The 26,437-nt window shown below is 66.1% G+C and carries 29 protein-coding genes; 19 read left to right on the top strand and 10 right to left on the bottom strand.

All coding sequences use genetic code 11. The annotated features are described in order from the left end of the window. The first annotated feature begins 101 nt into the window (after positions 1-101). From AC1DYU_RS12260 to AC1DYU_RS12275, 4 genes are all read left to right on the top strand, one after another. On the top strand, positions 102-1,001 hold the full coding sequence (locus tag AC1DYU_RS12260; protein WP_476791871.1) for a tellurite resistance TerB family protein: 900 nt from the start codon (positions 102-104) through the stop codon (positions 999-1,001). Between the two features lie 311 nt (positions 1,002-1,312). Then, the gene (locus AC1DYU_RS12265; RefSeq protein WP_476791872.1) at positions 1,313-2,203 is read left to right on the top strand and encodes a UbiA family prenyltransferase; all 891 of its coding nucleotides are present in this window, start codon (positions 1,313-1,315) and stop codon (positions 2,201-2,203) included. After that, positions 2,200-3,513, top strand: a complete 1,314-nt coding sequence (locus tag AC1DYU_RS12270; protein WP_476791873.1) for an FAD-binding oxidoreductase — start codon at positions 2,200-2,202, stop codon at positions 3,511-3,513. Before AC1DYU_RS12265 ends, AC1DYU_RS12270 begins: the two co-directional genes overlap by 4 nt. A gap of 262 nt (positions 3,514-3,775) precedes the next feature. Further along, positions 3,776-4,069, top strand: coding sequence for a hypothetical protein (locus tag AC1DYU_RS12275; protein ID WP_476791874.1), 294 nt, complete (start codon positions 3,776-3,778; stop codon positions 4,067-4,069). Positions 4,070-4,247: 178 nt separating this feature from the next. Here the strand turns inward: AC1DYU_RS12275 and AC1DYU_RS12280 are convergent, their stop codons facing one another. The 3 genes from AC1DYU_RS12280 to AC1DYU_RS12290 all read right to left on the bottom strand — a co-directional run bounded on the left by AC1DYU_RS12280 (position 4,248) and on the right by AC1DYU_RS12290 (position 7,223). Further along, the gene (locus AC1DYU_RS12280) at positions 4,248-5,699 is read right to left on the bottom strand and encodes an aspartate aminotransferase family protein (protein ID WP_476791875.1); all 1,452 of its coding nucleotides are present in this window, start codon (positions 5,697-5,699) and stop codon (positions 4,248-4,250) included. Continuing rightward, a complete protein-coding gene (locus tag AC1DYU_RS12285) occupies positions 5,696-6,700 on the bottom strand; it encodes an NAD-dependent epimerase/dehydratase family protein (protein ID WP_476791876.1) in 1,005 nt (334 codons plus the stop codon). Before AC1DYU_RS12285 ends, AC1DYU_RS12280 begins: the two co-directional genes overlap by 4 nt. A 154-nt stretch (positions 6,701-6,854) precedes the next feature. Then, positions 6,855-7,223 (bottom strand): DMT family transporter, encoded by a 369-nt coding sequence (locus tag AC1DYU_RS12290; protein WP_476791877.1) that lies wholly within the window; start codon positions 7,221-7,223, stop codon positions 6,855-6,857. Between the two features lie 259 nt (positions 7,224-7,482). Between AC1DYU_RS12290 and cynS the strand changes: the two genes are divergently transcribed. Further along, positions 7,483-7,971 carry a cyanase gene (gene cynS, locus AC1DYU_RS12295; protein WP_476791878.1) on the top strand — a complete coding sequence of 163 codons (489 nt, stop codon included), beginning with the start codon at positions 7,483-7,485 and terminating at the stop codon, positions 7,969-7,971. 9 nt (positions 7,972-7,980) lie between these two features. Here cynS and AC1DYU_RS12300 read toward each other — a convergent pair whose 3' ends face one another. Beyond that, positions 7,981-8,589 (bottom strand): glutathione S-transferase family protein, encoded by a 609-nt coding sequence (locus tag AC1DYU_RS12300; RefSeq protein ID WP_476791879.1) that lies wholly within the window; start codon positions 8,587-8,589, stop codon positions 7,981-7,983. Between the two features lie 98 nt (positions 8,590-8,687). On the opposite strand from AC1DYU_RS12300, the gene AC1DYU_RS12305 reads away from it, so the two are divergent. The 3 genes from AC1DYU_RS12305 (at position 8,688) to AC1DYU_RS12315 (ending at position 11,443) form a co-directional block, all read left to right on the top strand. Further along, complete coding sequence (locus AC1DYU_RS12305) at positions 8,688-9,305, top strand: hypothetical protein (protein ID WP_476791880.1); 618 nt, start codon at positions 8,688-8,690, stop codon at positions 9,303-9,305. A gap of 318 nt (positions 9,306-9,623) precedes the next feature. After that, entirely contained in the window at positions 9,624-10,655 is a 1,032-nt protein-coding gene (locus AC1DYU_RS12310; protein ID WP_476791881.1) for an ABC transporter ATP-binding protein, read from the top strand. Further along, complete coding sequence (locus AC1DYU_RS12315) at positions 10,652-11,443, top strand: ABC transporter permease (protein WP_476791882.1); 792 nt, start codon at positions 10,652-10,654, stop codon at positions 11,441-11,443. Before AC1DYU_RS12310 ends, AC1DYU_RS12315 begins: the two co-directional genes overlap by 4 nt. A gap of 4 nt (positions 11,444-11,447) precedes the next feature. Here the strand turns inward: AC1DYU_RS12315 and AC1DYU_RS12320 are convergent, their stop codons facing one another. Then, positions 11,448-13,130: a methyl-accepting chemotaxis protein gene (locus tag AC1DYU_RS12320; RefSeq protein ID WP_476791883.1), complete on the bottom strand. Its 1,683-nt coding sequence runs from the start codon at positions 13,128-13,130 to the stop codon at positions 11,448-11,450. Between the two features lie 166 nt (positions 13,131-13,296). Here AC1DYU_RS12320 and AC1DYU_RS12325 point away from each other — a divergent pair, with 166 nt between their 5' ends. Together AC1DYU_RS12325 and AC1DYU_RS12330 are read left to right on the top strand one after the other, a co-directional pair. Then, positions 13,297-14,919 carry a peptide chain release factor 3 gene (locus AC1DYU_RS12325; RefSeq protein ID WP_476792100.1) on the top strand — a complete coding sequence of 541 codons (1,623 nt, stop codon included), beginning with the start codon at positions 13,297-13,299 and terminating at the stop codon, positions 14,917-14,919. Between the two features lie 158 nt (positions 14,920-15,077). Further along, positions 15,078-15,764 carry an OmpW/AlkL family protein gene (locus tag AC1DYU_RS12330; protein ID WP_476791884.1) on the top strand — a complete coding sequence of 229 codons (687 nt, stop codon included), beginning with the start codon at positions 15,078-15,080 and terminating at the stop codon, positions 15,762-15,764. 63 nt (positions 15,765-15,827) lie between these two features. Here AC1DYU_RS12330 and AC1DYU_RS12335 read toward each other — a convergent pair whose 3' ends face one another. Continuing rightward, entirely contained in the window at positions 15,828-16,307 is a 480-nt protein-coding gene (locus AC1DYU_RS12335) for an Lrp/AsnC family transcriptional regulator (protein WP_476791885.1), read from the bottom strand. A 184-nt stretch (positions 16,308-16,491) separates the two neighbouring features. Here AC1DYU_RS12335 and AC1DYU_RS12340 point away from each other — a divergent pair, with 184 nt between their 5' ends. Both AC1DYU_RS12340 and AC1DYU_RS12345 read left to right on the top strand, forming a co-directional pair. Next, entirely contained in the window at positions 16,492-17,013 is a 522-nt protein-coding gene (locus AC1DYU_RS12340; protein WP_476791886.1) for a cysteine dioxygenase, read from the top strand. A gap of 90 nt (positions 17,014-17,103) precedes the next feature. Then, positions 17,104-17,691, top strand: coding sequence for a glycoside hydrolase family 19 protein (locus AC1DYU_RS12345; protein WP_476791887.1), 588 nt, complete (start codon positions 17,104-17,106; stop codon positions 17,689-17,691). Between the two features lie 195 nt (positions 17,692-17,886). On the opposite strand, the gene AC1DYU_RS12350 is transcribed toward AC1DYU_RS12345, so the two are convergent. Continuing rightward, positions 17,887-19,041: a trans-sulfuration enzyme family protein gene (locus AC1DYU_RS12350; protein ID WP_476791888.1), complete on the bottom strand. Its 1,155-nt coding sequence runs from the start codon at positions 19,039-19,041 to the stop codon at positions 17,887-17,889. A 136-nt stretch (positions 19,042-19,177) separates the two neighbouring features. On the opposite strand from AC1DYU_RS12350, the gene AC1DYU_RS12355 reads away from it, so the two are divergent. Beyond that, positions 19,178-19,684 (top strand): Lrp/AsnC family transcriptional regulator, encoded by a 507-nt coding sequence (locus AC1DYU_RS12355; protein WP_476791889.1) that lies wholly within the window; start codon positions 19,178-19,180, stop codon positions 19,682-19,684. A gap of 146 nt (positions 19,685-19,830) precedes the next feature. Continuing rightward, the gene (locus AC1DYU_RS12360) at positions 19,831-20,331 is read left to right on the top strand and encodes a TspO/MBR family protein (RefSeq protein ID WP_476791890.1); all 501 of its coding nucleotides are present in this window, start codon (positions 19,831-19,833) and stop codon (positions 20,329-20,331) included. A gap of 16 nt (positions 20,332-20,347) precedes the next feature. Here AC1DYU_RS12360 and AC1DYU_RS12365 read toward each other — a convergent pair whose 3' ends face one another. The 3 genes from AC1DYU_RS12365 to AC1DYU_RS12375 form a co-directional block, all read right to left on the bottom strand. Then, positions 20,348-20,722 carry a response regulator gene (locus AC1DYU_RS12365; protein ID WP_476791891.1) on the bottom strand — a complete coding sequence of 125 codons (375 nt, stop codon included), beginning with the start codon at positions 20,720-20,722 and terminating at the stop codon, positions 20,348-20,350. Between the two features lie 4 nt (positions 20,723-20,726). Next, the gene (gene hpt / locus AC1DYU_RS12370; RefSeq protein ID WP_158483573.1) at positions 20,727-21,287 is read right to left on the bottom strand and encodes a hypoxanthine phosphoribosyltransferase; all 561 of its coding nucleotides are present in this window, start codon (positions 21,285-21,287) and stop codon (positions 20,727-20,729) included. Between the two features lie 165 nt (positions 21,288-21,452). Beyond that, on the bottom strand, positions 21,453-22,220 hold the full coding sequence (locus tag AC1DYU_RS12375) for a DUF3426 domain-containing protein (RefSeq protein WP_476791892.1): 768 nt from the start codon (positions 22,218-22,220) through the stop codon (positions 21,453-21,455). A 290-nt stretch (positions 22,221-22,510) separates the two neighbouring features. Between AC1DYU_RS12375 and ftsE the strand changes: the two genes are divergently transcribed. The 5 genes from ftsE to AC1DYU_RS12400 all read left to right on the top strand — a co-directional run bounded on the left by ftsE (position 22,511) and on the right by AC1DYU_RS12400 (position 26,433). Continuing rightward, entirely contained in the window at positions 22,511-23,170 is a 660-nt protein-coding gene (ftsE, locus tag AC1DYU_RS12380) for a cell division ATP-binding protein FtsE (RefSeq protein ID WP_158483473.1), read from the top strand. Positions 23,171-23,174: 4 nt separating this feature from the next. Beyond that, on the top strand, positions 23,175-24,149 hold the full coding sequence (locus AC1DYU_RS12385; RefSeq protein WP_476791893.1) for a cell division protein FtsX: 975 nt from the start codon (positions 23,175-23,177) through the stop codon (positions 24,147-24,149). A 97-nt stretch (positions 24,150-24,246) separates the two neighbouring features. Next, positions 24,247-25,056: a YdcF family protein gene (locus tag AC1DYU_RS12390; RefSeq protein ID WP_158483475.1), complete on the top strand. Its 810-nt coding sequence runs from the start codon at positions 24,247-24,249 to the stop codon at positions 25,054-25,056. 50 nt (positions 25,057-25,106) lie between these two features. Next, complete coding sequence (locus AC1DYU_RS12395; RefSeq protein WP_158483476.1) at positions 25,107-25,892, top strand: lysophospholipid acyltransferase family protein; 786 nt, start codon at positions 25,107-25,109, stop codon at positions 25,890-25,892. A gap of 73 nt (positions 25,893-25,965) precedes the next feature. Then, the gene (locus tag AC1DYU_RS12400) at positions 25,966-26,433 is read left to right on the top strand and encodes a hypothetical protein (RefSeq protein WP_158483477.1); all 468 of its coding nucleotides are present in this window, start codon (positions 25,966-25,968) and stop codon (positions 26,431-26,433) included. The last annotated feature ends 4 nt before the right edge of the window (positions 26,434-26,437 follow it).

A 26,437-nucleotide genomic window follows, 5' to 3' on the forward strand; every position in this document is an offset into this window, starting at 1 on the left:
CCATGGTCGGGCCCACCGCTGCGCTTTCTGTCTGGCGATTTCGCGCGGTCGTTCCTAGATGCGATAAGCCCCCTGGGGCAGCGTTCAAAGAGGATTGCCTGATGTTCAACGCCAAATCCCTTCTCGATGCCCTCGTCAGCGCCGGCACACAGGCTGGCAAGCCCGGCGGCCAGGGCCAGACCGGTGGGCTCGGCTCGCTTCTGGGCGGCCTGGCCGAACAGGTGCAGCGCGGCGGCGGCATTGGCGGGCTTGCGGGCATGGCGGGCCAGATCCTGACGCAGGCGACGCAAGGGGTCGGCGACGCCGCGCGCCAGACCGGCGTCCAGCAGAAGGCCGGCGATGCGTTGACCCAGGTCACCGGTGGGCGCTCGGCGCAGGACGTGCTGGCCCAGGCCAAGGCGATGTTCGACAAGAACCCGGCCATGGCGACGGCTGTGCTGGGCGGTCTCGGCGCGCTCGTCTTCGGCTCGTCCACCGGCCGCGCCGTCGTCGGCTCCGCCGCCCGGCTTGGCGGCATGGCCCTGATCGGCGGCCTCGCCTACAAAGCCTATCAGAACTATCAGTTCGGCAAGCCGATGCTCGATGTCGACAGCCCCGAGATCCTCCCCGCACCCGCCGGCACCGGCTTCGAGCCGGAAGCCGCCAGCGAGGCGACGGCGCTCATCTTCATCCGCGCCATGATCGCCGCCGCCGCCGCGGACGGCGCAATCGACGCGGACGAGCGCACCGCCATTCTGGGTGGCCTGCGCGAGGCCGGCTTCGACCCGGAGGCGAATGAATGGCTCGCCAGGGAGATGGCCAACCCGGCTTCGGTCGAGACCCTGGTGGAGGGGGCCGAAAGCCCCGAACTCGCGGCGCAAATCTACACGGCAGCGCGGATCGCCATCAATCCCGATACCGCCAAGGAGCGGGATTTCCTTGCCGGCCTCGCAGGCTCGCTCGGCCTCGATGCCGAACTGGTCGCCAATATCGACGCCGCCGCGAGTTCGGCGAAGGTCTGACGCGCCGGCTTCCCTGAGCCACTACCCACCCCTGTCGACATCGACGCCCTGCCGCTCCCAGCGGCGGGGCGTTCTTGTAAGCGCGCCGTCGCAGGCGCGGTTTGCAGATTGGCAATAGAGAGGAGGTTTCAGCCGGCTGTTAATCATGGCTGCGGAATGAGCGCGCCATGCGCCCGATATCCACCCGGGTTTAGGATTTATCGGCGAGGAAGACAGGAGCCACAACGGCTTGCTGTCTTGAAGCGCTCGTCGGGACCTTGTCATCGACCGGCCGGACGCAATAACGGCGCAAGGGAAGAAGAGACAGGGACATGCCTTTATTCGCGATGATCAGGGCGATGCGGCCGCATCACTGGCTCAAGAACGGGCTGGTTTTCATTCCGATCCTGCTCAACCATGACGTCTTCGACATCTCCGCCATCCATCATGGCATCGTTGCCTTCGTCGCCTTCAGCCTGATGGCGTCGTCGATCTATCTCCTCAACGACATCGTCGATGTCGAGGCCGACCGGCGCCACCCGACCAAGTGCAAACGTCCGCTGGCAGCGGGCGAGATCACGGAGCGACAGGCCTATACCGCCGTGCCGCTGCTGCTGGCGGCCGCCTTCACATTGTCCTGGCTGCTGCCCCAGCCGCGTCTCTTCGTGCTGGCACTCGGCGCCTATCTCGTCCTGGCGCTGGCCTATCTGTTCGTGCTGAAGCGCAAGCTGCTGGTCGATGTGCTCGGGCTGGCCGCCCTGCATACGCTGCGCATCCTTGCCGGCAATGCCGCCGCCGCGATCCCGATCTCGTCCTGGCTGCTCGCCTTCTCGATGTTCCTGTTCCTGAGCCTGGCGCTGGTGAAGCGCTATGCCGAGCTTCGCCTCACCCAGGACCAGTCCGGCCTGAAGAAGGCGGGGCGCGGCTACCACGCCGAGGACATCGAGGCCTTGTCCCAGCTCGGCATGGCCTCGGGCTGCACCTGCGCGCTGATCATGGCGCTCTATGTCGACAGCGCCGCGGTCAAGGAACTCTACCGTCATCCCGAGCTGATCTGGCTGGTCTGCCCGATCATCCTCTACCAGATGGCCCGGATCTGGTTCCTGGCGCGGCGTGGCCAGATGCCCGACGACCCCCTGATTTTCATGATCCGCGACTGGCGCAGCCAGGTCACCGGAGCAAGCGTCGTCCTGATCATGATCGCGGCGACATTGCTGCCGTGAGTTCCCTCGAGCTTGACATACGCTCCTGGGGCGGCCTGACCGCGCGCGGCAGCGAAAGCGTCGCGCCGCAGGCCTGGCTGGCGGAGCCGGCGCCGCAACGGGGGCCCGTCCTCGCCTATGGCAATGGCCGCTCCTATGGCGATTCCTGCCTGAACGATGGCGGCCGTCTGATCCTGGGACGCCACCTCGATCGCATCCTCGCTTTCGACCGGGAGAGCGGGCTTGTCACCTGCGAGGCGGGCGTCCTGCTCGACGATCTGCTCAAGCTGGTCGTGCCCGCCGGCTGGTTTCCGCCGGCGACGCCGGGAACCTGCTTCGTCACGATCGGCGGCGCGCTCGCCAACGACGTCCACGGCAAGAACCATCATCGTGCCGGCACCTTCGGCCGCCATGTCCGCGCCTTCGAACTCGCCCGTTCGGACGGCCAGGTTCTGACCTGCGCCCCCGACATGAACGGCGCGCTTTTCGCCGCCACCATCGGCGGCATGGGCCTGACCGGCCTGGTCACGCAGGTGACGCTCCAGCTGATGCCGGTGGCCTCGGCGCAGATGCTGCAGGAAACCATCCATTTCGACGGCCTCGACCGCTTCTTCGCCATCGCCTCCAAATCCGACGCGACCCATGACTACACCGTCGCCTGGATCGACGCGCTCGCGTCGGGCGCGAATTTCGGACGCGGCGTGTTCTTCCGCGCCAACCATGCGCCGGCCTCGCATCGGCCGCCGAGCCGCCCGCGCCGCAGCCTGTCCTTTCCGTTGACGCCGCCCGTCCCGCTGATCAACGGCCTGACGCTGCGCGCCTTCAACCTGCTCTACCGCGCGATGCAGCCGCGCTCGCCCGAGCCGCGGCGCATCGCCTATCGCCCGTTCTTCTATCCGCTCGACCGGCTCCGCAACTGGAACCGCGCCTATGGGCCAAACGGCCTGCGCCAGTTCCAATGCGCAATTCCGATGGCCCACGCGCGCGATGCCGTGGAGGCGATGCTGCGGCGGACGCTGGCCTCCGGCGAGGCCTCCTTCCTGACCGTGCTCAAGCTGTTTGGCGACGTCCCCTCGCCCGGGATGATGTCCTTTCCGCTGGCGGGCGCGACCTTGACCCTCGACTTTCCCTATCGCGGCGCGCGCACCGACACGCTGCTCGCCGAACTCGATGCCATCACGATCGCCGCCGGCGGCCGCGTAAACCCCTACAAGGACGCCCGCATGTCGCCGGCAACCTTCGAGGCTTCGTTCCCGCACTGGCGCGATTTCGCGGCGCATATCGATCCGGGATTTTCGTCGAGCTTCTGGCGTCGCGTCACCGCCGGCTGACGTCGTTCCGAAGCCATCCTTCCCCCGAGCCCTCATCCTGAGGAGCGCTCCGTAGGAGTGCGTCTCGAAGGATGCTTCAGTGGTCTCGGAGCCTGCTGGAGCATCCTTCGAGACGGCCGCTGACGCGGCCTCCTCAGGATGAGGGCTGTGAGGGGTCCACAAAAAATCTTCGCATCGCCTTGAACCTTTCCGCCGCCCGCTGCGACCAACGGTCATGCAGGGCGAATGGTTCGCTCCAAAGACATTCTGGGAGATCAAGACGATGACCCGCTTCAAGACAATCGCGACCGCCACCCTTGCCGCTCTCACGCTCGCCACCACGCTGGCTGCCACCTCCGTCGAAGCGCGTCCGCGCTACTGGGGCCATCGCGGTTACGGCTATGGCGCCGGCGCCGGCATCGTCGGGGCTCTCGCGGTCGGCGGTCTGATCGCTGCCTCCGCCTCCCGCCCGGCCTATGGCGGCTACTATTATGGCGGCCGCAGCTGCGAGATGGTCGAGCGCATCAATCGCTACGGCGAGGTCGTCGGCTACCGCCGCGTCTGCGGCTACTACTGAGCGGCCCGCGTCTCTGGGGGGCCAGGAACCCCGCAGGGCCGCACGCCCCGGAAGAGCTTGCAGACCCATCGATCACAGAACGGCTCTCCGGTCATCCGGGGAGCCGCTTCTCATTCCACAACCCTCCAAAGAAAAAGGGCCGGCGAACCGGCCCTTTCCAGAACGTCTTGCAGCTGCCTCAGCCCTTCGCGACCGCGACCTTGCGCAGGTAATCCGTCACGATGCGGGTGATGCCGCGCGAGAGCAGATCGTCGAAGGCATTGATGAAGGTGTCGCAATCCTCGCGGGTCGCGATCAGCGGCGGCTCCAGCCGGATGACGTTGCGGTTGTATTCCGTGAAGGCAACGAGCACGTCGTATTCCTTCAGCAGCAGCGCCCCGACGAAGCCGCAGAGCGAGCCCTTGAGCTTGTCGTCGAGCAGCGCGACCATGTGCTTCAGGCCGAACGGCATCGTTTCGCTGATGTCGTTGAACTCGACGCCGATCATCAGCCCGCGACCGCGGATTTCCTTGAGCAGGCTCGGATGCTTGAGGCGCAGTTCGTTCAGCCGCGCGATCAGGTAGTCGCCCTGGCGCTGGGCGTTGCCCATGAGGTCTTCCTCATAGAGCACGTTCAGCCCCTCGATCGCCGAGATGCAGGCCTCACCCATGCCACCAAAGGTCGCCTGGGCATGGATCAGCGCGGCCTTCGGCTTGCCATAGGCCTTCATGTAGATCTCGCGCCGCGCGATCATCGCGCCCACGGCAGCCTTGGAGCCGCCGAGCGCCTTGGCCAGAGCCGTCACGTCCGGCACCACGCCGTCACGCTCGAAGGCGAAGAACTGGCCGGTGCGCCCGAGCCCGCACTGCACTTCGTCGGCGACCCAGAGCACGCCATGCTTGTCGCAAAGCGCCCGCAATTCACGCCAGAATCCCATGGGCGCCTCGACGATGCCGCCGCCGCCCTGGATCGTCTCCATCACGACGATGCCGATCGCCGGATCGCTTTCCAACGCCTGCCGCACCGCCTCGATGTCGCCGAACGGCACCTTGACCCGGTTCTCGACCAGCTTGAACTGCGACTGATAGAGCGTCGAATCCGTGACCGAGAGCACGCCCTTGGTCTTGCCGTGGAACGAGTTCGCGGCATGCAGAATCTTCGACTTGCCGGGACCCTGCGCCTGCTCGGCGACCTTCAGCGCCGCTTCCATCGCCTCCGACCCGGTCGAGCCGAGGAAGACCATGTCGAGATCGCCGGGCGAGATCGCTGCCAGGTTGGCCGCCAGCGCCGAGGCGTATTGCGACATGAACGCCATGCAGATCTCATGGCGGTTCTCGTCCTGGAATTTCTGGCGTGCCGCGACGATGCGCGGATGGTTGTGGCCGAAGGCGACCGAGCAGAACCCGCCGAAGAAGTCGAGGATCTTGCGGCCGTCCTTGGTGATGTAGTGCATGCCCTGCGCCCGATCGACGAGGATCTTGTCGAAGCCGAGCAGCTTGAGGAAATGCACCTGGCCCGGATTGATATGGCTGGTGAAGAGCTCCTTCACCGTCTGCACGTCGAGATTCTTGGCGTCCTCGACGCTATAGAGCTTCGGACGGGCCGGTGCGGTCATCGCGGCATCCTCGGTCTTGAAAGCGGGCATGCTCATGCGGCGACACTCCGGGGCGCTTGCTGGGAGGGCGCTTTGGCCCGGCGATATTCGGTATAGGCGGCGAGCAGCATGTCCTCGTCGCGATGCTTCGGCGTCCAGCCGAGTTCGCGCTTGGCCTTGCTGGTGTCGAGAATGCAGATCTCGTCGGCGATCATGTACTGCTCGGGGTCCATGATCGGCATGTTGATGGCGTCGAGCGCGTTCAGCGTCAGCTTGACCAGCGACGCGGGCGTCGGCAGCAGGATCGACTTCGAGCCGGCATGCCTGATCAGATCGCCCAGCAGCTTCCTGACCGGTGGCGGATCGTCGGAGCCGAGGTTGTAGGCCGAATTCGGGAAACCCGCTTTCCAGGCAGCGATGCAGGCGCTGGCGCAGTCGAACACCGAGATGAACTGGTAGGGGTTCTTGCCCGAACCGATCATCGGCACCGGCAGGTTCATGTCGATCAGCTTGAACAGCTTCACCAGGATGCCCAGCCGCCCCGGCCCGATGATCAGGCGCGGCCGGAAGATCGGGATCTGGAAGCCTTTGTCGCGATAGGTCTGTGCGAGCGTCTCCGTCGCGAGCTTGCTCTCGCCATATTCGCCGAGCGGCCGGGCCGGATGATCCTCATCCTGCGGCACGGTGACCGAATGGCCGTAGATCATGTCGGTGGTGAAGTGCACGAGCTTGTTGGCGCCCGCCTTCTCCATCCAGCTCAGGATGTTCTGCGTGCCGTGATAGTTGACCGGCCAGAAGAAATCGTGCCGCTCCGCACGTGTTACGATCGGCGACAGCATCTTGGCCGAGAGGTTGTAGACGAGGTCGTCCTTGTCGAGCGGGATGCCGACAACGCTGGCCGCATCGGTCACGTCGATGGTGTGGAACGGCACCTTGGCATAATGGGCGTGGCCGCTCTTGACGATGTCGGCGACCAGTACTTCCTCGCCCATGGCGAGAAGGTCGGCCGCCAGATGCGAGCCGACGAAGCCGTCACCGCCGATGATGATGTGTTTCACGAGCGGTCTCTCCGGCTCAGCGGGGCAGGGACTTAATGGGGCAAACGCGGCCGCTGGTCGCGCGCCGGCACGGGAATGGGAACGAGTGCGGGCCTGGGCTCGAGCAGGGCGCCGAGACGCAGGAACAAACGAACGAGCAGATCCATGATGTCCCTCAGCTTTGTGCGATGAAGATGGTGCCGAGCACGATGAAGCCGATGCCCGCGATCCGGGCCGTACTCATGTCCTCGTTGAAGACGAAATAGGCGTAGGCCGCGACCACGACATAGGCGAGGCTCAGGAAGGGGTAGGCGTAGGAGATCTGAACCTTCGAGAGCACGATCAGATGCGAGGCCATGCTGATCACGAAGGTGCACAGGCCCGCGAAGACGAACGGGTTGAAGACGACGCGGAACACGGTCCAGACCAGCCCGTCACCGGCGACGTCGAGCGCACCCACGCCGGTCATACCGCGCTTCAGCATCAGCTGCGCCGCGGCATTGGTCAGCACCGTGAACAGGATCAGGGGAAGATAGGCATTCATCGGCGCTTGAGCTTTTCCGCAAATCTTCGACAGACGTGTCGTAGGCCTTTGGATGACACCGAAAATACTTCAAATGCGTTGCGCCGTGGGTCTTACCTCGGCGTAACGTTAAGACGATCCTGACGGGATCGCAGAAACCGCAGGGCAATCGGAAGATCTGTGAAACCCGCTGCGTGAGCCCGGTCCTGACCTGGCGACTTGGTCCGCCCTTTGCACGGGGCTTGCTGAGCGGATCGACGCCCAGCGAGGAGACCACATCATGAAGCGCGAAGAGCTCACCGAGAAGATCCTCGACATCAAGCGCGAGAAGGGCTGGAGCTGGAAGCACATCACCGACGAGATCGGTGGCATGTCCGAGGTGCTGATCGTCGGCGCCCTGCTCGGCCAGATGAAGCTGGTCAAGCCACTGGCAGAAAAGGCACAGGCGCTGTTCGGGCTGACCGAGAACGAGAGGCGCATGCTCAACGAGGTGCCCTATCGCGGCACCGGCACGCCGATGCCGCCGACCGACCCGCTGATCTACCGCTTCTACGAGATGGTGATGGTCAACGGACCCGCCTGGAAGGCGCTGATCGAGGAGGAGTTCGGCGACGGCATCATGTCGGCGATCGACTTCAACATCGAGTTCGAGCGCGAGCCGAACCCGAAGGGCGATCGCGTCAAGATCGGCATGTCCGGCAAGTTCCTGCCCTACAAATACTATGGCAACGAGCAGGGCATTCCCGATTACGGCTTCAAGGAGGTCTGAGGCGCACCCTCAGGCCCCCTTCGCCAGCTCCTCCTCCTTCGCCAGCGTCCTCTGCAAGGCGGGGCGCGTCAGCATGCGCTCCATATAGGCCTCGAACACCGGTCGGCGCGGCAGCACCTTGATCAGGTTCATGCCGTAGTGGATGGCGGTGCCGATCTGCGTGTCGGCCGCCGTGAAGCGCTCGCCGGCGGCATGGCCGCGCGCCAGCCGCTTCTCCAGATGCGCGACCGCATCGTCGAGCGAGCCGAAGGAGACACTGCTCGGCTTGTAGGACAGACCGAGCGCCCTGGTCGCGATGACGGGATCGAGTACGGCGTCGGCATAGACCAGCGCGGTCAGATAGGCCGCCCGGTCCGGCGAACCGATGGCCGGCGCCAGCCCGGCACGCGGGAAGGCGTCGCCGAGATAAAGCGAGATCGCGGCCCGCTCCGTGACGATGACGCCGTCATGGACGATGGCCGGCACCTTCTTGTGCGGCTGGATCGCGCGATAGGATTCGGGCGCCCCATCCTCCTGACGGATATCGACCAGCTGCATGTCATAGGGTTCGCCGAGTTCCTCGAGCAGCCACAGCATGCTGAAGGACCGTGACTGCGGAGCATGGTAGAAGGTCAGCATGGGTGTCTCCATCGCAGAACCGGCGGTGCATCGGGCGGTAAGCGCAATCTGAACCGCTCTGCCCGTCCAAACGTGTCAGCTGTCGCAAGGTTTCCGCCATGCCATTGCCCAACCGCGTCGCCCCTGACGGCAGCCTCTTCGCCGACCCGGCGCGCGGCCTGCTCTTCGGCAATCGCGGCGGCCGCTTCCATGATCCCGAGACGCAGAACCTGCCGCGCCGAACATATGTAAGCCGGCAATGGATCTGCTGCGTGCTCGCCTTCAAAGGCCGCCGCCGGCAAGTCTGGGGTCATGGCTACACCGAGTTGTTCTTCTGCGACGAGGTCACGGCGCTGGCCGCCGGCCACCGCCCCTGCATGGAATGCCGGCGCAGCGACGCGCTGGCCTATCGCGCCGCGATGATGCGCGGGGTCGGATTGGCCGCCACGCCCTCCTTCCCGGAAATCGACCGCCGCCTCGATGCCGAGCGGCGCGACGGACGCCATGCGCGGGTCCACCTCCTGCCCGTGACGGATCTTCCCGATGGCAGCATGATCCTGCGCGAGGATGGTCCGGGCTTCATCGCGCTCAGGGGCGGACAGGCGCTGCTCTGGTCGCCGGCAGGTTATGTCGCGCGCGCGGAGCGTCCCCTCGGCATGACAAGGGTGCTGACGCCGCCCTCGACGCTGGCGGCTCTCGCCTGCGGCTACCGCCCGCTCTGGCATCCCAGCGCCTGACAAGCACGGACGCATCTCGCGCTGGTCCCGTCAGGAACCTTTTCGGCCGGCGCCGCGTTGCCACGGCACTCTTTGTCACATGCCGAAAAATGGGGTGCACCAATGCGTTCGATTGCTCTCTGGCTTCTGGGCGTTCCGATCCCGATCATCATTCTGCTTTGGTTCTTCATGCGCTGAGCCTTCCCTTTCTCAGCATCGTCGACATGGCCGGGCTTGTCCCGGCCATGTTCGTTTTGGCGCACTGCGCTGCCGACACGGGCTGACAGCAAAGGCGGTCAAGAACCTGCCATCGCACGACAGCGCATCGCAGGATTGCGCGTGTCTGCCATCGCAACGTCGCGGGAACTGCCCTATATGCCGCCCATGTCTCAGACCACGCCCCCTCAGATCACGACCTCTCAAGGCACGACCTCTCAAGGCACGACCTCGCCGATCATTTCGGTGTCCGGCCTCACCAAGACCTATGCCTCGGGCTTCCAGGCACTGAAGTCGGTCGATCTCGACATCCGCAAGGGGGAGATCTTCGCGCTGCTCGGCCCAAACGGCGCCGGCAAGACCACGCTGATCAGCATCATCTGCGGGCTGGTCAATCCGACGACCGGCACGGTGCGGGCCGACGGCCACGACATCGTCACCGATTACCGCGCCGCCCGCGCCGCGATCGGGCTGGTGCCGCAGGAACTCACCACCGACGCCTTCGAGACGGTGCGGGCCACCGTCGGCTTCAGCCGCGGCCTCTTCGGCAAGCGCAAGGACCCAGCACTGGTCGAGCAGGTGCTCAAGGACCTCTCGCTCTGGGACAAGCGCGACAGCCAGATCCGCACGCTCTCGGGCGGCATGAAACGCCGCGTCATGATCGCCAAGGCGCTGGCGCATGAGCCGCGCATCCTCTTCTTGGACGAGCCGACCGCCGGCGTCGATGTCGAGCTGCGGCAGGACATGTGGCAGATGGTGCGCCGCCTGCGCGACAACGGCGTCACCATCATCCTGACCACGCATTACATCGAGGAGGCCGAGGAGATGGCCGACCGGGTCGGCGTGATCAGCAAGGGCGAGATCATCCTGGTCGAGGACAAGGTCGAGCTGATGCGCAAGCTCGGCCGCAAGCAGCTCACGCTGAGCCTGCAGGCGCCCCTGGCAGAGCTTCCTCCCGCCCTCTCGACCTTCGATCTGGCACTGGCAACCGGTGGCGAGGAACTCGTCTACACCTACGACACCAAGGCTGAGCGCACCGGCATCACCACCTTGCTTCAGGCCCTTAGCGAGGCCGGCATCCGCTTCAGCGACCTGCGCACGAGCCAGAGTTCGCTTGAGGACATCTTCGTCAGCCTGGTGAGGGATCGCTCATGAAAACGCTCGATACGAGCCCGCCCGGCATCAACTGGCCGGCGATCGCGGCGATCTACCGCTTCGAGATGGCCCGCACACTGCGCACGCCGTTGCAGAGCGTGGTCTCGCCGGTACTCTCGACCTCGCTCTACTTCGTCGTCTTCGGCGCGGCCATCGGCTCGCGCATGCAGGCGATCGACGATGTTCAGTACGGCGCCTTCATCGTGCCGGGCCTGATCATGCTGACGCTGCTGACCCAGAGCATCGCCAATGCCTCCTTCGCGATCTATTTCCCGAAATTCACCGGCACGATCTACGAATTGCTCTCCGCGCCCGTCGCCTGGTGGGAGGTGGTGATCGGCTATGTCGGCGCGGCCGCGACCAAATCGATCGTGCTCGGCCTGATCATCCTGCTGACGGCGACCTTCTTCGTGCCGCTGCGGATCGAGCATCCCGGCTTCATGCTGATGTTCCTGGTGCTGACGGCCATCACATTCAGCCTGTTCGGCTTCATCATCGGCATCTGGGCCGACGGCTTCGAGAAGCTGCAGGTCATCCCGCTGCTGGTGGTGACGCCGCTCGCCTTCCTCGGCGGCTCGTTCTACTCGATCGAGATGTTGCCGCCGCTATGGCGCACGGTCGCGCTGTTCAACCCGGTCGTCTACCTGATCAGCGGCTTCCGCTGGAGCTTCTTCGGCAAGGCCGATGTCGGCGTCGCCGTCAGCCTCGGCATGACGCTGGTCTTCCTCGCCGGCTGCATCGCCGCCGTCGCCTGGATCTTCCGGACCGGCTACAGACTCAAGAACTGAGGCTCTAGGCCGCCTTCATATCGGCGAAAAAGGTCCCCACTGCGGCGCGCAGCACCTGAGCCTCGCGCGCCAGGTTCTCGGCGGTCGACAGGGCCTGGTTCGCCGACTGCATCGCCGCCCGCGATGTCGAGGTCACATCCTCCATCTGCTGCGCGACGCTGGCTGTGCCGAAGGCGGTCGACTGGGCGCCGCTGGCGATCTCGGAGGTCGCCACCATCTGCTGGGCGGTCGCGCCTGCGATGGCGACCGTGTGCTGGGCGACGTTGCCCATGACGCTGGCGATCGTCTCGATCGCCACCACGGCCGCTTGCGTCTCGCTCTCGAAGGCGGCGATCCGGTCCGCGATCTCGTCGGTCGCCTGGGCTGTCCGGCTCGCCAGCAGCTTGACCTCGCTAGCGACCACGGCGAAGCCGCGCCCGGCCTCGCCCGCACGCGCGGCCTCGATCGTCGCATTGAGCGCGAGCAGGTTGGTCTGCGCCGCGATGTCGCGGATGAGGCCGACGACCTTGGCAATTCGGCTCGCTGCTTCCGAGAGATTGGCGACGTTGCCGCTGGCTCGAATCGCATCGCTTGCAGCGGTCCTGACGACGCTGTCGGTCTCCCCGATTCGTTCCGCGATGTCAGCGATCGATTCAGACAGCTCCTCCGAGGCGGCGGCAATGGCGCGGACATTGTCGGAGGCGTCGAGAGCCGCTCCGCGCGCCTCGCTCGCCTGGGACGTCGCGGTCGTCGCGACCCCGCTCAGGCTGCGCGCCGTCTGCTCCATCTCGCTTGCGCTGGCGCGAACCGTTTGGAGGACGGAATCGATCCTGTCGTTGAAATCGGCGATCAACCGCTCTCGCCTGGCCTGGCGTTGCGCCCGGGCCGACTCGGCTGCGCCTTTGTCGGCTTCGAGCGCCTCGCGCGCCCGCGCATTGTCCCGGAAGACCTCCACCGACCGCGCCATGTCGCCGATTTCGTCGGAACGCGTAGCAGCGGCGATCATGTCCACGGCTTCGCCCTGCGCAAGGCGGCGCATGGTGTTCGAGAGCTGGCGCAGCGGCTTCAGCACGCGTCGATGCACGATCAGGAGCGTGATCGCGAGGCCGATGGTCATCGTGGCGAGGCCGCCGACGAGCTGCTGGCGAGCGCTGGCCTGCTGGAGCTTGTCCAGGCGACCGTCGATGACATGACTGCCCACGTCGTTGCTCGCGGCGATCTGTTTCAGCGATTCACCGAGAGCCCGGCGGTTGTTGCGATTCGTCTCGTTGTTGCCCTGCTCGGCAGCGGCTTGCGGCCCGACTTCGCGCGCCAGGCGCACGGTTTCCCGGCGGAAGCGAATGAAGTCCTCGACCTGTTCCGCCATCGCCGTGAAGGCCGCAGTCTCATCGGCAGGGACCAGCGGCCGCCAGATTTCGAGGATTTCGCGCACATCCGCCAGGTCGTCCATCAGTCTCCTGGCGAACCCCTCCGTCTCGGCGGGGTCGCGGCTCATATAGATGCCGCGCGCCTCCATCACCACCGCGTTGACGGTGCCATTCAGCCGCTCCGCCATCAGGACGCGCCGTGAGGCCGACTGCATCTCGTCGGTCATCGCCGCGTAGCGGCCGAGCGTTTCGACGCCGATGAGAATCGTGAAGACCGCAGCGAGCGCCAGGAACGCCACGCTGGCAAAGATCTGGCTGGAAATCCTGCGCAGGGCGGCCATCGCTGGAAGCTGTCTTTCGCTCGTAAGGCCGGCGCGCAAGGCAACCTGCAAGCGGCAAGATGAACGAGAATGATTAATCCGCCGTAATTGCCGGGCATTCCGGCAGGCTGATTGACTTCGCCGGCCTCATCCTGTTCTCACAACCGCCATGACCTCCCACACCGACATGACCGACAGCCAGACCCTCGACGCGTCCGCGGCGACCGCCGCCCCGCATGCGCGCCGCCGCACCTTCGCGATCATCTCGCATCCCGACGCCGGCAAGACCACGCTGACCGAGAAGCTGCTCTATTTCGGCGGCGCGATTCAGCTCGCCGGCGAAGTGCGCGCCAAGGCCGGCCGCCGCCAGACCTCGTCCGACTGGATGAAGATCGAGCGCCAGCGCGGCATCTCGGTCGTCACCTCCGTGATGACCTTCGAATATGGCGGCCACGTCTTCAACCTGTTGGACACGCCGGGCCACGAGGACTTCTCCGAGGACACCTACCGCACCCTGACGGCGGTCGATTCGGCCGTGATGGTGATCGACGCGGCCAAAGGCATCGAGGCGCGCACCAAGAAGCTCTTCGAGGTCTGCCGGCTCAGAGACATCCCCATCGTCACCTTCATCAACAAGGTCGACCGCGAGACCCGCGACCTGTTCGACCTGATCAACGAGATCGAAACGACGCTGGCGCTCGACGTCGCGCCGATGACCTGGCCGGTCGGGCGCGGGCGCGAATTCGTCGGCACCTATGATCTCCGCGCCAATACCTTCCGCCGCAACCAGAAGGGCGACGAGAGCGCGCAGGATCTCGCCGTCTCCGGCCCCGATGACAAGCTCTTCGACGAACTTCTCCCCCATGGCGCGGCCGAGACCTGGCGCGAGGAGGTCTTCCTCGCCGCCGAGGGGCTGAAGCCCTTCGACCTGCAATCCTTCCGCGAGGGTCATCTGACGCCGCTCTATTTCGGCGCGGCCTTGCGCGACTACGGCGTGCGCGACCTGATCGATGCGCTGGGCGCCCTCGCGCCCAGTCCGCGCGCCCAGACCGCCGACAAGCGCACGATCGAGGCCGGCGAGCCGAAGATGACCGGCTTCGTCTTCAAGATCCAGGCGAACATGGACCCCAACCACCGCGACCGCATCGCCTTCATGCGCGTCTGCTCGGGCAAGCTTTCGCGCGGCATGAAGGCCAAGCTGGTGCGCACCGGCAAGCCGATGCCGCTGAACGCGCCGCAGTTCTTCTTCGCCCGCGACCGCTCGATCGCCGAGGAAGCCTTTGCCGGCGACATCGTCGGCCTGCCCAACCACGGCACGCTTCGCATCGGCGATACGCTGACAGAGGGCGAGGACGTCGTCTTCAAGGGCGTGCCGAGCTTCGCGCCGGAAATCCTGCGCCGCGTCAAATTGAAGGACGCGATGAAGGCCAAGAAACTGCGCGAGGCGCTGCAGCAGATGGCCGAGGAAGGCGTCGTCCAGATCTTCCTGCCCCATGACGGCGCGCCCGCCATCGTCGGCGTCGTCGGCGCACTGCAGCTCGACGTGCTCAAGGAGCGCATGGACGTCGAATATTCGCTCCCCGTCGATTTCGAGCCCTGCCAGTTCTCGATCGCGCGCTGGGTCTCGAGCGACGACAAGCTCGCCTTGCAGAAATTCGTCGGGCTCAAACCCTCATCGATGGCCGACGACCTCGACGGCGACCCGGTCTTCATGGCCTCCAGCCAGTTTACGCTAAAATACGACGCCGAGCGCGCACCGGAGGTCACCTTCTCCGACATCAAGGACTACCAGAAGGTCGCCAAGGCCTGAGCGGGGCGATTCGACTGTGACGTGAATGGCACAGGTCGGCCCCGGCTCCGTCACGTTTGATCTCGATCAAATCAGTGCGGACGCGATTGCGGCTGTTGAGGACATGAGCTGCGGGCGCGCCCTCGCGCATCGCGCTCTCGATCCTTGGGGGCTCCGCCATGTCACGCACCATCCGTCTTTCCGTCTGCGCCGCGCTGCTTGCCGGCACGGCCCTGACGCCAGCACAGGCCGCCGACCTGCCGTCTGCCAAGACGGCGCCGCTTGCGCCGATCATGACCCAGTGGAGCCCGTGGATGATCCGCGGCCGCGCCCTCTTCGTCATCCCGCAGGAGAGCGCCAAGCTCAAGCTCGGCGGCGCGCCGATCGTCGGCGGCGACGTGAACATTTCGAACTCCGTCGTCCCCGAACTCGACATCAGCTACTTCTTCACCCAGAACATTGCCGTCGAGCTCGTCCTCGGCGTGACCCCGCATAATGTGAAGGGCGCCGGCACGCTCGCAGGCGCCCGCATCGGTTCTGCCTGGCTGCTGCCGCCGACCCTGATGCTGCAGTACCACTTCACCGGTCTCGGCGCCTTCAAGCCTTATGTCGGCGCCGGCGTGAACTACACCGTCTTCTTCAACGAGAAGGCCAAGGGCGGCTTCACCAGCTTCGACCTGAAGAACACCTTCGGCCTCGCCCTGCAGGTCGGCTTCGACTACATGCTCAACGAACACTGGGGCATCAACTTCGATGTGAAGAAGATCTTCCTGGAGCCCAAGGTGAAGGTGAACAACGGCCTCATCTCCGGCAAGGTCAAGATCGACCCCTGGCTGATCGGCACCGGCATCACCTATCGCTTCTGAACTGACGGTATCCGGCTGGGGGAGGAAGGGAGCGGTTCGCCGCTCCCTTTTTCGTGTCTGCCCTCAGCCCTGCCCGCTCGCGAATCCCAGAGGGATTTCCGTGGTGGACTTCAGCTCCTCCATCGCGAACATCGAGGTCACGTCGTTGAGGTCGATCCGCGAGATCAGCTTCTTGTAGAGCGCGTCATAGGCCGCGATGTCCGACACGCAGGCCTTGAGCAGATAGTCGATCTCGCCGCTCATCCGGTAGAAATCGACGATCTCCGGCAAATCATGCACGGCGGCGTGGAAGCGCTCGAGCCACTCCATCGAGTGGCGCGCCGTCTTGACCGCGATGAACACGGTGACGCCGGCCTGGAGCTTGGCCCGGTCGAGCAGGGCGACGCGCTTGCGGATATAACCCGCCGCTTCGAGCTTCTGCACCCGCCGCCAGCACGGCGTCGCCGACAGCCCGACCGTCTCTGCCAGCTCCGCCAGCGGCAGGCTCGCATCCTCCTGCAGCCGGGCGAGGATACGCAGATCGAAGGCGTCGAGCTTGGCCATGACGCCTCCCACGATTCGAAAACAATCACGCGCACGGCAACGCAAGCGCGCGATAATTTTCTAACTTTCTCGACGAACTTGGCAACAGATTTCGCGTCACGCCGGTTCCGCCGCGAGATCGCAAACCGCTTTCGCCGTCATCCTGTACCATTGGTTCTGTCGAATGATCGGGACGGGGAATGGCATGCAGGGCTATTTGAACGAGGAGCGGCGCGGCGCCGTCCTGCGCAGCCTGCGGACGCATGAGGGCACGCTCTCGCGCGATTATCTCGCCGCCGCCCGCAGCGTCCTGCGCGAACTCGTCGCGATGCCCGATCTCGTCCAGCGCCTGCCGCTGAAGCGCAAGCCCGGCGCCTACACCCGCAACCTTCTCGCCGGCAACGACGCCGTGAGCGTCTGGGCGATCGTCTGGGCGGAAGGCGCGACCACCTGCATCCACGACCATCACTGCTCCTGCTGTTTCGGCATGGTCACCGGCGCGATCACCGAGACCTGGTATCGCGCCATCGACGCGACCCGCGCCGTTCCGACCGAGGAGCAGGAGCGCCAGGCCGGCTACGTCGCCTGCATGCTGCCCTCGGGCCCCAACATCCACCGCATGTGCAATCTCGGCACCGGCGACGCCATCTCGATCCACATCTACGGCTTCGACCATGAGGCCCACGCCTCCTCGATCGAGACGCAATACACCGCCGTCGGCGGCTGAAACGGCCCAAAGACCGGGGACAGGCGTCAGCGCTTATCCCCGCATCTCCGCCCGCCGCGATGATGGCCTCCTTTTCAGGAGGAGCCATCCATGTCGATGCGCGGAACCGGGGCGCCGGCAGCGCCCGTCACGTCACCAAGCCCGCTCGCCGTAACCGAAGCGCGCCTCAAGCGACTGGTGCCGTCCGGCAAGCCCGCGATCATGGCGCCGATCGCGGAGAGCTTCGATCGGCTTGCTCCGCGCTACGACATCACCACGCGCCTGCGCCTCTGCCATTTCCTCGCCCAGGCGGCGCATGAGAGCGACGGCTTCCGCACGCTCACAGAATATGGCGGCCCGACCTATTTCAAGCGCTATGACAGCCGCCGCGATCTCGGCAATACCACACCGGGCGATGGCGCCCGCTATCATGGCCGCGGCATCTTCCAGCTGACGGGCCGCTTCAACTACCGTCGCTTCGGCGCGCTGATCGGCGTCGATCTCGAAGCCGACCCCGATCGCGCGATGGAACCGGCGATCTCGCTGGCGATCGCCTTCGCCTATTGGCGCGAGCGCGAGATCAACGCAGCCACCGATGCCGACGACGTCGCGCGGGTGACGAAGCTGATCAATGGCGGCCGCACCGGGCTGGCGGACCGCACGCGGCTGCTGGCTGTGGCGAAGACGATCTGGATGTGAGTCTGCCGTGGGCGCGGGAACCCCTTCCTGTAAGGAGAGGGGTAGGGGTGAGGTGTCGGCCCTTGGCAGCTAGCGCGGCGACCTCGCCGCGCCGAAAGACAGCAGTTTCCTCGGCGCTTGGACGGCTAGGGGCCTACCCCTCGCCCCCTACCCTCCCCCTACGGGAGAGGGTTCCCTGCGCCTTCCCTCGATTCGTTACGCGTGTCCCGCCTTCAGCGCCTGATCGAGATCGGCATAGAGATCCCCGACATCCTCGATGCCGGTCGAGAGCCGCAGCAAATCCGGCGGGCAGGGCGAGCCGGCGCCCTCGATCGAGGCCCGATGCTCGATCAGGCTTTCGACGCCGCCCAGCGAGGTCGCCCTCTTATACAGTTCGACATGCGCCGCAGCCTTCACCGCCGCCGCCTCGCCGCCGACGACCTGCACCGACAGCATGAAGCCGAAACCGCCTTCCATCTGGCGCGCCGCAATGTCGTGGCCGGGATGCTGCGGCAGGCCGGGATAGAGCACGCGGGCCACCAGCGGATGGGCCGAGAGCCTCACGGCCAGCGTCATCGCCGAGGCGCTCTGGCGCTCCTGCCGGACATGGAGCGTGCGCATGCCGCGCATCAGCAGATAGGCCTCGAACGGCCCGAGAATGCCGCCCTGCCCCTTGCGCACGGTCTTGATGCGGTTCCAGAACTCGTCGTCCTCGCGGGCGCAGAGCGCGCCGGCGACCACGTCGGAATGGCCGTTCAGCACCTTGGTCGCGGCATGCATGACGATGTCGGCGCCGAGCAGCAGCGGGCGCGTATGCACCGGCGAGGCGCAGGTCGAATCGACCGCGAGCTTCGCGCCGGCCTTGTGGGCGATCTCGGCGGCGCCGGCGATATCGGTGATCGTCCAGAGCGGGTTCGACGGCGTCTCGGCCCAGACCAGCTTGGTCTTGCCGGGCTTCATCGCAGCCGCAAGCGCTGCGAGATCGTCGGTCTCGACGAAATCGATCACCAGCCCCCAGCGCGTCGCCTCCGTCAGGAGCCAGGAACGCAGCGCCCAGTACATCACCTTGGAGGCAACGACATGGTCGCCCGGCGACAGCGCCTGGAAGACGGCGGTGGCCGCAGCCATCCCCGAGCCGAACAGGAGCGCACCGGCCTTCGCCTGTTCCAGCATGGCGAGAACGCTCTCGGCCTCGCGCGTCGTCTCGTTGTCGGGCCGGCCATAGATGAAGCCGCCGGAATAGCCGTTGTCCTCGTCGCGGATATAGGTCGTCGAGACATGGATCGGGGGCACCACGCCCTTGGTCGTCGGATCGATCTTGCCCATCGCCTGCGCGGCGAGGCTCCGCGGGCTCCAATTCTTGCTGCTCATGATCTCTCCAAATCGTCCTCGCCGGATGCGGCCATCCCGCCTGCACGAGCGGCCCCGAGCACTCTAGCGAAAGGCAGCGGTTTTAATTGGCGTTTTTCACCGGAAGACGACTATTTTCGTCACGGAGAAAATCAACGTGACGAAAATCGCCATCCTCGACCGTTTCGATCATGCGCTGCTGGAGGAAATGCAGCGCGACAACCAGACGCCCGCGCGCATCCTGGCGGAGCGTGTCGGACTGTCGCAGAGCGCGGTGCTGCGACGCCTGCGCCGGTTGCGGGCGGAGAAGATCATCACCGCCGATGTCTCGATCGTGAACCCGGCGGTGCTCGGCGTACCCGTCACGATCCATGTGCTTGTTTCGCTCGTGCGGGGATCGCAGCTCGCCGACGAATTCGCGCGCAAGCTCGGAGGGCGGCCCGAGATCCGGCAGGCCTCCTATGTCACCGGAGGCGCCGATTTCGTCCTCCAACTTCAGGTCGAGAGCATGGAGGCCTATGCGGCCTTCGCCCGCGAGATCTTTCACGACGACCCGAACGTTTCGTCCTTCTACACCTATGTCGCAATGCGCGAAGTGGTCGGGCCGGGGCAGAATGGCCGGGTGCGCGCCACCGCGGTGGTCCGCCCTGGACGGCGCAACTAAGCCGTTTGCCCAAGGCCGGCGCACTCAAGTCGTCCCCCGATCTCGGGAAAAGTTCTATGTCCGAAAGGCCTCTCGTCCGGAGCCCCGCAACGCAGGCACCACCTGCCAGTCTTGCCGGCCAATCGCACCGGCATCATCTTCAGAACATGAACACACTCCCGAAACAGCCGTCCGAACGCCGCTCTTCGCTCTGGGTGGCGCTGACAATTGCAATTCTACCCGTCGTCGCGGCATCGCTACTGGGCAGCGCGGCCACGGTCCCGCAGATCCCCGGCTGGTATGCGAGCCTCGCCAAACCGCCCTTCAATCCGCCGAACTGGATTTTCGCGCCGGTCTGGACGACGCTTTTCGCAATGATGGCCTATGCCGTCTTTCGCATCCTCAGGCAGCCGCTCGACAAGCGCTGGACCCTTGCCGCCTATCACATCCAGCTCGCGCTCAACCTGCTCTGGTCCTGCGTCTTCTTCGGGCTGAACAACCCGCTCGGCGGCATCCTCGTCATCCTGCCGCTGCTGGCGATGATTCTCGCCACGATCGCGGCCTTCGGCCGGATCGATCGAATTTCAGCCTGGCTACTCTGGCCGTATCTCGCCTGGGTCTCGTTCGCGACCCTGCTCAACGCCTCGATCTGGTGGCTGAACCGCTGACGCCGGCCACCTGGGCTCAGCCGATCGAGCGCTCAATCACCTTCATCACCGTTTCCCTGAGATCGGCGATGGTGAAGGGCTTGGTCATCACCTCGGAGACGATCGCTTCGAGGCTGCGGGCGCGTTCGCGCTGCTCGGCATAACCCGTCATCAGCATGATCGTCAGGTCCGGAAAGGCCTGCTTGGCGGCCAGCGCCAGCGCGATCCCGTCCATCAGCGGCATGCGAATATCGGTCAGCAGCAGGTCGAAGCGGCCGCCCTCGGCGATCAGCATGTCGAGCGCCTCGGCCCCATCGGCGGCCGTCAGGCAGCTATGCCCGTCCAGCGCCAGCCCACGCGCCACCAGCGTTCGCAAGGGTTCTTCGTCATCGACGACCAGAATGCGCGACATCGGCTCAGATCCCGGGCAGGCCGGCCTGGTCGGCCGTCTCGATAACGCCGACGAAGGGCAATTGCCGGTAGGCATGCGCGACGTCCATGCCGTAGCCGACAACGAAATAATCCGGGCATTCGAAGCCGACATAGTCCGGCGTCAGGTTCACCGCCCGCTTGCCCGGCTTCTCGAGCAGCACGACCGTGGAGACCTTGGAGGCTCCGCGCGCCGCCAGCAGATCCTTGGCGAAGGTCAGGGTGCGGCCCGATTCAAGGATGTCGTCGACGAGCAGGACCTCGCGTCCGCGCACATCGCTCTGCACGTCTCTGAGGATTTCGACCTGGCCGGACGACACGGTCGCGGCGCGATAGCTCGACAGATGCACGAATTCGACCTGCGGCGTCATGCCGACCCGGTGCATGGCGCGGATCAAATCGGCGACGAACATGAAGCTGCCCTTGAGCACGGCGACCACGAGCAGGTCGGCAGGCGCGGTCTCCGCGATGGCCTGCGCCATCTCGGCGTTGCGGCGCGCGATCGCGTCCTCGTCGTAAAGCACCCTGATGCGCCGTGGCTCCGGCATGGTCTCGTCGTCCTTTCGCGGCACGCCGCCGCCCGGCTTGCGAGAGCCAGCGGGCATGGCGCGGTTCATCGGCGGGTTCGCCCTGTCAGCAGATTTAGAGCGCCTGACGGGAACTGGATAGGCCCGCATACGGAAAGCGGCTTCTGCGACGTCAGGCGCAATGCGTCAATGCGTGCTGGCGGCGCTGACCGGCACTGAGGCGGCAAAACGCACCAGCACAGTCTGGCCGGTCGCGGGCGGCGCTGCGAGCCTCGCGCGGAAGCGCATCAGCTCGGATGGCTCCAGTTCGGCGCGCGGTGGATCGGTCTTCCAGGTGTAGAGCGTTTGTCCCGCAGCATCCTTCACTGCGACCTCGATCGGCGGCACCGTCGTATTGCCCCGGGCGATGTTGGTCACGTCGCCCTCGACCACGAGAAAGCGGCCGGCACCGTCCTCGATCAGGCCGCTCTCGATCGAGCTCAACTTCAGGCCGCGGACATTGACCGGCAACCCCAGCGTCTCGAAGACAGCGGCGAGTTGCGGCGCGCTGCGCACGGCGCGGTCGCGCTGCCAGACCAGAAGTCCGAGCAGGGCGAACCCGGCGAGCGCCAGCATGGCGGGAACGGTAGCGCTGCCGAGCAAGGCCTTGCCGCCCTTCGAAAAGGCTTGGCGGCTGGTCCGGCGCTTGCGCGGCGGTGGCGCCTGATTGATCTCGGTGTCGTCGCCCTGCTCGGCCGCAAGGGCCGAGACCTGCGCCTCGATCGCCGCGGCCTGCGCCAGCTCCTCGTTCAGCAGCGCCTGCGTCTCTTCGGCGGTCGGAGCGTCCGGAAATTCCTCGGGCATGACATGCCACAGGGTCTGGCAGCTCGCGCAACGCACCTTGCGGCCGTCGGGACCGAGCTTGGCCACATCGAGTTCATATCGGCTGGCACAGGATGGGCAGACGATGAGCATGGCAGTCGCCGGAGGCTCCTTGGCTGGCGAATCGGGACCCGCGGGAGCGGGCGTCTTGGCGGGCGTCTTGGCTTGAGCCTTCCACCGAGCTGGCAGCCGGTTCAAGCCCCGGCGCCCACTGCCGCGGACACCTGCTTCATTGGCGGGGTTTATGGTTAACGCCGCGTGAAGAACTCTGCGCCATGCTCCGCTTCGCGGCGGCTTTCCGATCGGCCGCGCAAGCGGTGTAGGATCGGTAACTGAGATTCGCGGATGATCGGATTCGCGAGGCGCGTGCAGGGACATCGGGATTGGTTCGGTTCGAAAATGTCGGCCTGCGATATGGCATGGGCCCCGAGGTGCTGAAGGACATCAACTTCAGCATCGCGCCGCGCTCGTTCCAGTATCTCACCGGGCCGTCCGGCGCCGGCAAGACGACCCTGATGCGCCTGATCCTGATGGCGCTGAAGCCGACGCGCGGCCTCGTCAACCTGTTCGGGCAGGACGTCTCGCGGCTCGATGCCGCGACGCTGACGGCCTTTCGCCGCCGCATGGGCGTGGTCTTCCAGGATTTCCGCCTGCTCGATCACCTGACCGTCTACGAGAACGTCTCGCTGCCGCTGCGCGTGCTCGGCAAGGAGGAGACGAGCTACCGCGCTGAGGTCGTCGAGCTCCTGCGCTGGGTCGGCCTGGGCGAGCGCATGCATGCCGTACCGCCCGTGCTGTCGGGCGGCGAGAAGCAGCGCGCCGCGATCGCGCGTGCCCTGATCGGCCGGCCCGAACTGCTGCTCGCCGACGAGCCGACCGGCAATGTCGATCCAGGCCTCGGCAGACGCCTGCTGCGCCTGTTCATGGAGCTGCAGTCGCTCGGCACCGCCGTCATCATCGCGACCCATGATCTCGGCCTGATGGAGCTCTACGACGCGCCGCGCCTCGTCCTTGCCGACGGCCATCTCCATGTCGATTCCTGATTCCATGTCGACGTCAGAATCAGGCAGCCGCGAGTACGAGCCGCAGGAGCGGGCGCTGCCGAGCAATCTGCGGCGCGAGCAGCCGCTGGTCCCGGTCGATTCGGTCGCCGGCCGCGCGCTGATGGCGGTGATCGCGATCCTGACCTTTCTCGCCGCGCTCAGCGCCGGCGCCGCCGTGCTCGCCGCCCGCGCCTCCGAGCAGTGGCGCGGCGCGGTCGCCAACGAAATGACGATCCAGATCCGGCCCGATTCGCGCCGCGATATCGAGGCCGACATCGGCCGCGCCGTGGCGATGGCCCAGGCCACGCAAGGGATTGAATCCGTGCGCGCCGTGCCGAGGGCTGAATCGGACAAGCTCCTCGAACCCTGGCTCGGCACCGGGCTCGATCTGATCGAGCTGCCGGTGCCCCGGCTGATCGTGCTCAGGCTCAGATCCGGTTCCGGCCCAGATCTTGCTGCTTTGGGAGCGGCGTTGCGGCGCGAGGTTCCAACCGCCATCCTCGACGATCACCGCCTCTGGGTCCGCAGGCTCTCGACCATGGCGAGCACCATCATTCTCTCCGGCACGGCCATCGTGCTGCTGGTGCTGGCAGCGGCGGCGCTGGCAGTCGCCTTCGCCACGCGCGGCGCCATGGCCGGCAGCCGCGACAGCGTTGAGGTCCTACATCTCGTCGGCGCGGACGATGCCTTCATCGCGCGCGAATTCCAGAGCCGCTTCGTCAGGCTCGGCCTCAGGGGCGGGGCCATCGGCGGGCTTGCCGCGATCGTCGTCATCGCCGCGCTGGGCTTTCTCTCCTCGCGCTGGAGCGCGGCTCCGGAGGGCGAGCAGCTCCAGGCGATGTTCGGGGCTTTCGAGATCGGCTGGTCCGGCTATGTCGCGGTCGTTCTGGTGGCGATGGTGGTGGCGGCGATCTCGGGGCTCGTCTCGCGCTTCACCGTCCGGCACCATCTGCGGGTGCTGGCCTGGGGGGCGGCATGATGCCTCGGCACGGTCCGCAGCGGCTTAACCTTTGTGGCAGGGCAGCTCCGCGCCCTGCCGTCCTTATGCCAGATTGCCGCTCTAGGTTGCGGATGTCATGGCGATGATCGGAACGAGGCAGGAGCCACTGGCCTATGCCGCGCGCGGCAAGACGTCGGCGCCCGCCACCTCGGCGCCGGCCATACGCCCGCGCGTCTGGCGCGTCCTGCTCTGGACCGCACTGGTCCTGTGCTGCGCGATCATCGTCGTGCTCGGCCTCGGATATATCCGCTTCGGGTCCGGCATCGTCGGCCGCGAACCGGTCGCGGTACCCCGCACCGATGCCATCGTCGTGGTCACCGGCGGCTCGCAACGCGTCGGCGACGCCATCGGCCTGCTCGGCGCCGATCGGGGTTCGCGCCTGCTGATATCGGGCGTCAACGAGAAGACCGGCCGCGAGGAGCTGGCCAAGCTCAACCCCTCGGCACGCGAGCTCCTCGCCTGCTGCGTCGATCTCGACTATCGCGCCCGCAACACCATCGGCAACGCCATCGAGGCGCGTCGCTGGCTGCGCCGGCATGGCTTCCGCTCGCTGCTGGTGGTGACCTCGAACTACCACATGCCACGTACCATCGCCGAGTTCGCCCACGCCATGCCCGGCATTCGCCTCGTGCCGCATCCGGTGGTGACCGACCAGATCGACACCGGCGGCTGGTGGAGCCGCTGGAGCACCATCAAGGTGCTGGTGCCTGAATACGGCAAATATCTCGCCGCCCGCCTGCGCGGCATGGTCGAGAGCGACCCCGAAACCTCGCGGCTTTCGATCATCATCGGCGGCCGCAAGCCGATCTCGCAGAAGCCCGCCGAGCTCATGGGACCCGAGCAGGAAAGACGCAGCCAGTTGAAAAACGGCCGCCAGGACGGCTGACATCACGCTCGGCGCTTGACGGCAGCGGGGCGGCAAGGTCTTTGCGCGCCATGCTGATCCTGCGCTCGCTCGTCTTCAACGTCCTGTTCTATGTGAACCTGGCCCTCTGGCTGGTGTTTGCGGCGTTTCCCGCGCTGCTGCTGCCGCGCCGCGCTTTGCTCGCGGTCACGTTCGGCTGGGCCACGACCGCGCTCTGGCTGATGCGGATCGTCGCCGGGACGAAATACGAAATCAACGGGCGCGAGAACATTCCCCAGGGCGGCATCATCGTCGCTGCGAAGCACCAGTCCTTCTGGGAAACCTTCGTGCTGATGATGCTCTTCAAGGACCCGATCTTCATCCTGAAGCGCGAACTGACCTGGATCCCGTTCTTCGGCTGGTGCCTCTACAAGTTCAGGATGATCCCTGTCGATCGCGGCGGCAAGGCGCGCGCGCTCGCCCAGGTCACGCGCCGCGCCAAGATCGAGCTTCGCGACAACCACCGCCAGCTCCTGATCTTTCCGGAGGGCACGCGCCGGCCGGCCGGCGCGGAGCCCGCCTACAAGTTCGGCGTCGCCCATCTCTATGCCGAGCTGAACCTGCCCTGTGTGCCGATCGCGCTGAATTCCGGCCTCTATTGGCCGCGCCGCAAATTCCTGCGCCGGCCCGGCACGATCCGGCTCGAGATCCTGCCGCCAATCGCGCCCGGACTGAGCAAGGCCGTATTCCAGACCCTGCTGCAGGAGCGTATCGAGACCACCAGCGAGCGGCTGCTGATGCAGGGCCGCGCCGAACTGGCCCGGCTCGGGCTGGACCCGCTGGCCGACACTGCTGACACGCCACGGCAGCAGGCCTGATCCCCGTCGCTCACAGACCTTGACTTGAAGCGCGTTCGTTCTCATTTTGTTTTCAGAACAAAGGAGGAACGATATGGCTGCCCTCGCTTATCGCCACCACGACCTGCGCCGCACCGACGGGCGCCAGAACGATCTCTTCGCCCAGGCGCCGATCTCCCAGGGCCGTTTCGCGGAGGACCTTTTTGCCGAGCATGATGAAGCGCCGACGGCCCGCGAGATGCCGATGCGCAGCACGGCCGGCCTCGGCGAGCGCCGCTTCACCGCCTGGCGCGGCCGCTCCGGCCAGCGCTATGTCGCCTCAATCTTCGCGATCGGCGACGGGCACGCCCTCGGCTTCACCGATGCGGTCCTGTTGGCGGTCTCCGCCGACCGGCGCATCCTGGCGGCCCGCGACAGCGGCCCCTTCGGCATCGAGGCGGCGCTGACCCGCTGGCAGCAGGCGGTCGCGCTGGCCGGCGCCAGCGAGATCCACGTCCATCTCCTGGCCGAGGACGGCATCAGCCGCCGCGCCGCGCTGCTCGACCTGATGCCCGAGGTTTGAGCCC

The sequence above is a fragment of the Allobosea sp. P2_B12 genome, from assembly GCF_056404835.1.

Coding starts and splice junctions, on each gene's coding strand:
- AC1DYU_RS12325 (WP_476792100.1), top strand. CDS start 13,297: ATGACCGACAGCCAGACCCTCGACGCGTCCGCGGCGACCGCCGCCCCG.
- AC1DYU_RS12275 (WP_476791874.1), top strand. CDS start 3,776: ATGACCCGCTTCAAGACAATCGCGACCGCCACCCTTGCCGCTCTCACG.
- AC1DYU_RS12400 (WP_158483477.1), top strand. CDS start 25,966: ATGGCTGCCCTCGCTTATCGCCACCACGACCTGCGCCGCACCGACGGG.
- AC1DYU_RS12265 (WP_476791872.1), top strand. CDS start 1,313: ATGCCTTTATTCGCGATGATCAGGGCGATGCGGCCGCATCACTGGCTC.
- AC1DYU_RS12300 (WP_476791879.1), bottom strand. CDS start 8,589: ATGCTGACCTTCTACCATGCTCCGCAGTCACGGTCCTTCAGCATGCTG.
- AC1DYU_RS12340 (WP_476791886.1), top strand. CDS start 16,492: ATGCAGGGCTATTTGAACGAGGAGCGGCGCGGCGCCGTCCTGCGCAGC.
- AC1DYU_RS12375 (WP_476791892.1), bottom strand. CDS start 22,220: ATGCTCATCGTCTGCCCATCCTGTGCCAGCCGATATGAACTCGATGTG.
- AC1DYU_RS12320 (WP_476791883.1), bottom strand. CDS start 13,130: ATGGCCGCCCTGCGCAGGATTTCCAGCCAGATCTTTGCCAGCGTGGCG.
- AC1DYU_RS12280 (WP_476791875.1), bottom strand. CDS start 5,699: ATGAGCATGCCCGCTTTCAAGACCGAGGATGCCGCGATGACCGCACCG.
- cynS (WP_476791878.1), top strand. CDS start 7,483: ATGAAGCGCGAAGAGCTCACCGAGAAGATCCTCGACATCAAGCGCGAG.
- AC1DYU_RS12315 (WP_476791882.1), top strand. CDS start 10,652: ATGAAAACGCTCGATACGAGCCCGCCCGGCATCAACTGGCCGGCGATC.
- AC1DYU_RS12290 (WP_476791877.1), bottom strand. CDS start 7,223: ATGAATGCCTATCTTCCCCTGATCCTGTTCACGGTGCTGACCAATGCC.
- AC1DYU_RS12335 (WP_476791885.1), bottom strand. CDS start 16,307: ATGGCCAAGCTCGACGCCTTCGATCTGCGTATCCTCGCCCGGCTGCAG.
- AC1DYU_RS12350 (WP_476791888.1), bottom strand. CDS start 19,041: ATGAGCAGCAAGAATTGGAGCCCGCGGAGCCTCGCCGCGCAGGCGATG.
- AC1DYU_RS12395 (WP_158483476.1), top strand. CDS start 25,107: ATGCTGATCCTGCGCTCGCTCGTCTTCAACGTCCTGTTCTATGTGAAC.
- AC1DYU_RS12345 (WP_476791887.1), top strand. CDS start 17,104: ATGTCGATGCGCGGAACCGGGGCGCCGGCAGCGCCCGTCACGTCACCA.
- AC1DYU_RS12260 (WP_476791871.1), top strand. CDS start 102: ATGTTCAACGCCAAATCCCTTCTCGATGCCCTCGTCAGCGCCGGCACA.
- AC1DYU_RS12390 (WP_158483475.1), top strand. CDS start 24,247: ATGGCGATGATCGGAACGAGGCAGGAGCCACTGGCCTATGCCGCGCGC.
- AC1DYU_RS12330 (WP_476791884.1), top strand. CDS start 15,078: ATGTCACGCACCATCCGTCTTTCCGTCTGCGCCGCGCTGCTTGCCGGC.
- AC1DYU_RS12385 (WP_476791893.1), top strand. CDS start 23,175: ATGTCGACGTCAGAATCAGGCAGCCGCGAGTACGAGCCGCAGGAGCGG.
- AC1DYU_RS12360 (WP_476791890.1), top strand. CDS start 19,831: ATGAACACACTCCCGAAACAGCCGTCCGAACGCCGCTCTTCGCTCTGG.
- AC1DYU_RS12305 (WP_476791880.1), top strand. CDS start 8,688: ATGCCATTGCCCAACCGCGTCGCCCCTGACGGCAGCCTCTTCGCCGAC.
- hpt (WP_158483573.1), bottom strand. CDS start 21,287: ATGCCGGAGCCACGGCGCATCAGGGTGCTTTACGACGAGGACGCGATC.
- AC1DYU_RS12365 (WP_476791891.1), bottom strand. CDS start 20,722: ATGTCGCGCATTCTGGTCGTCGATGACGAAGAACCCTTGCGAACGCTG.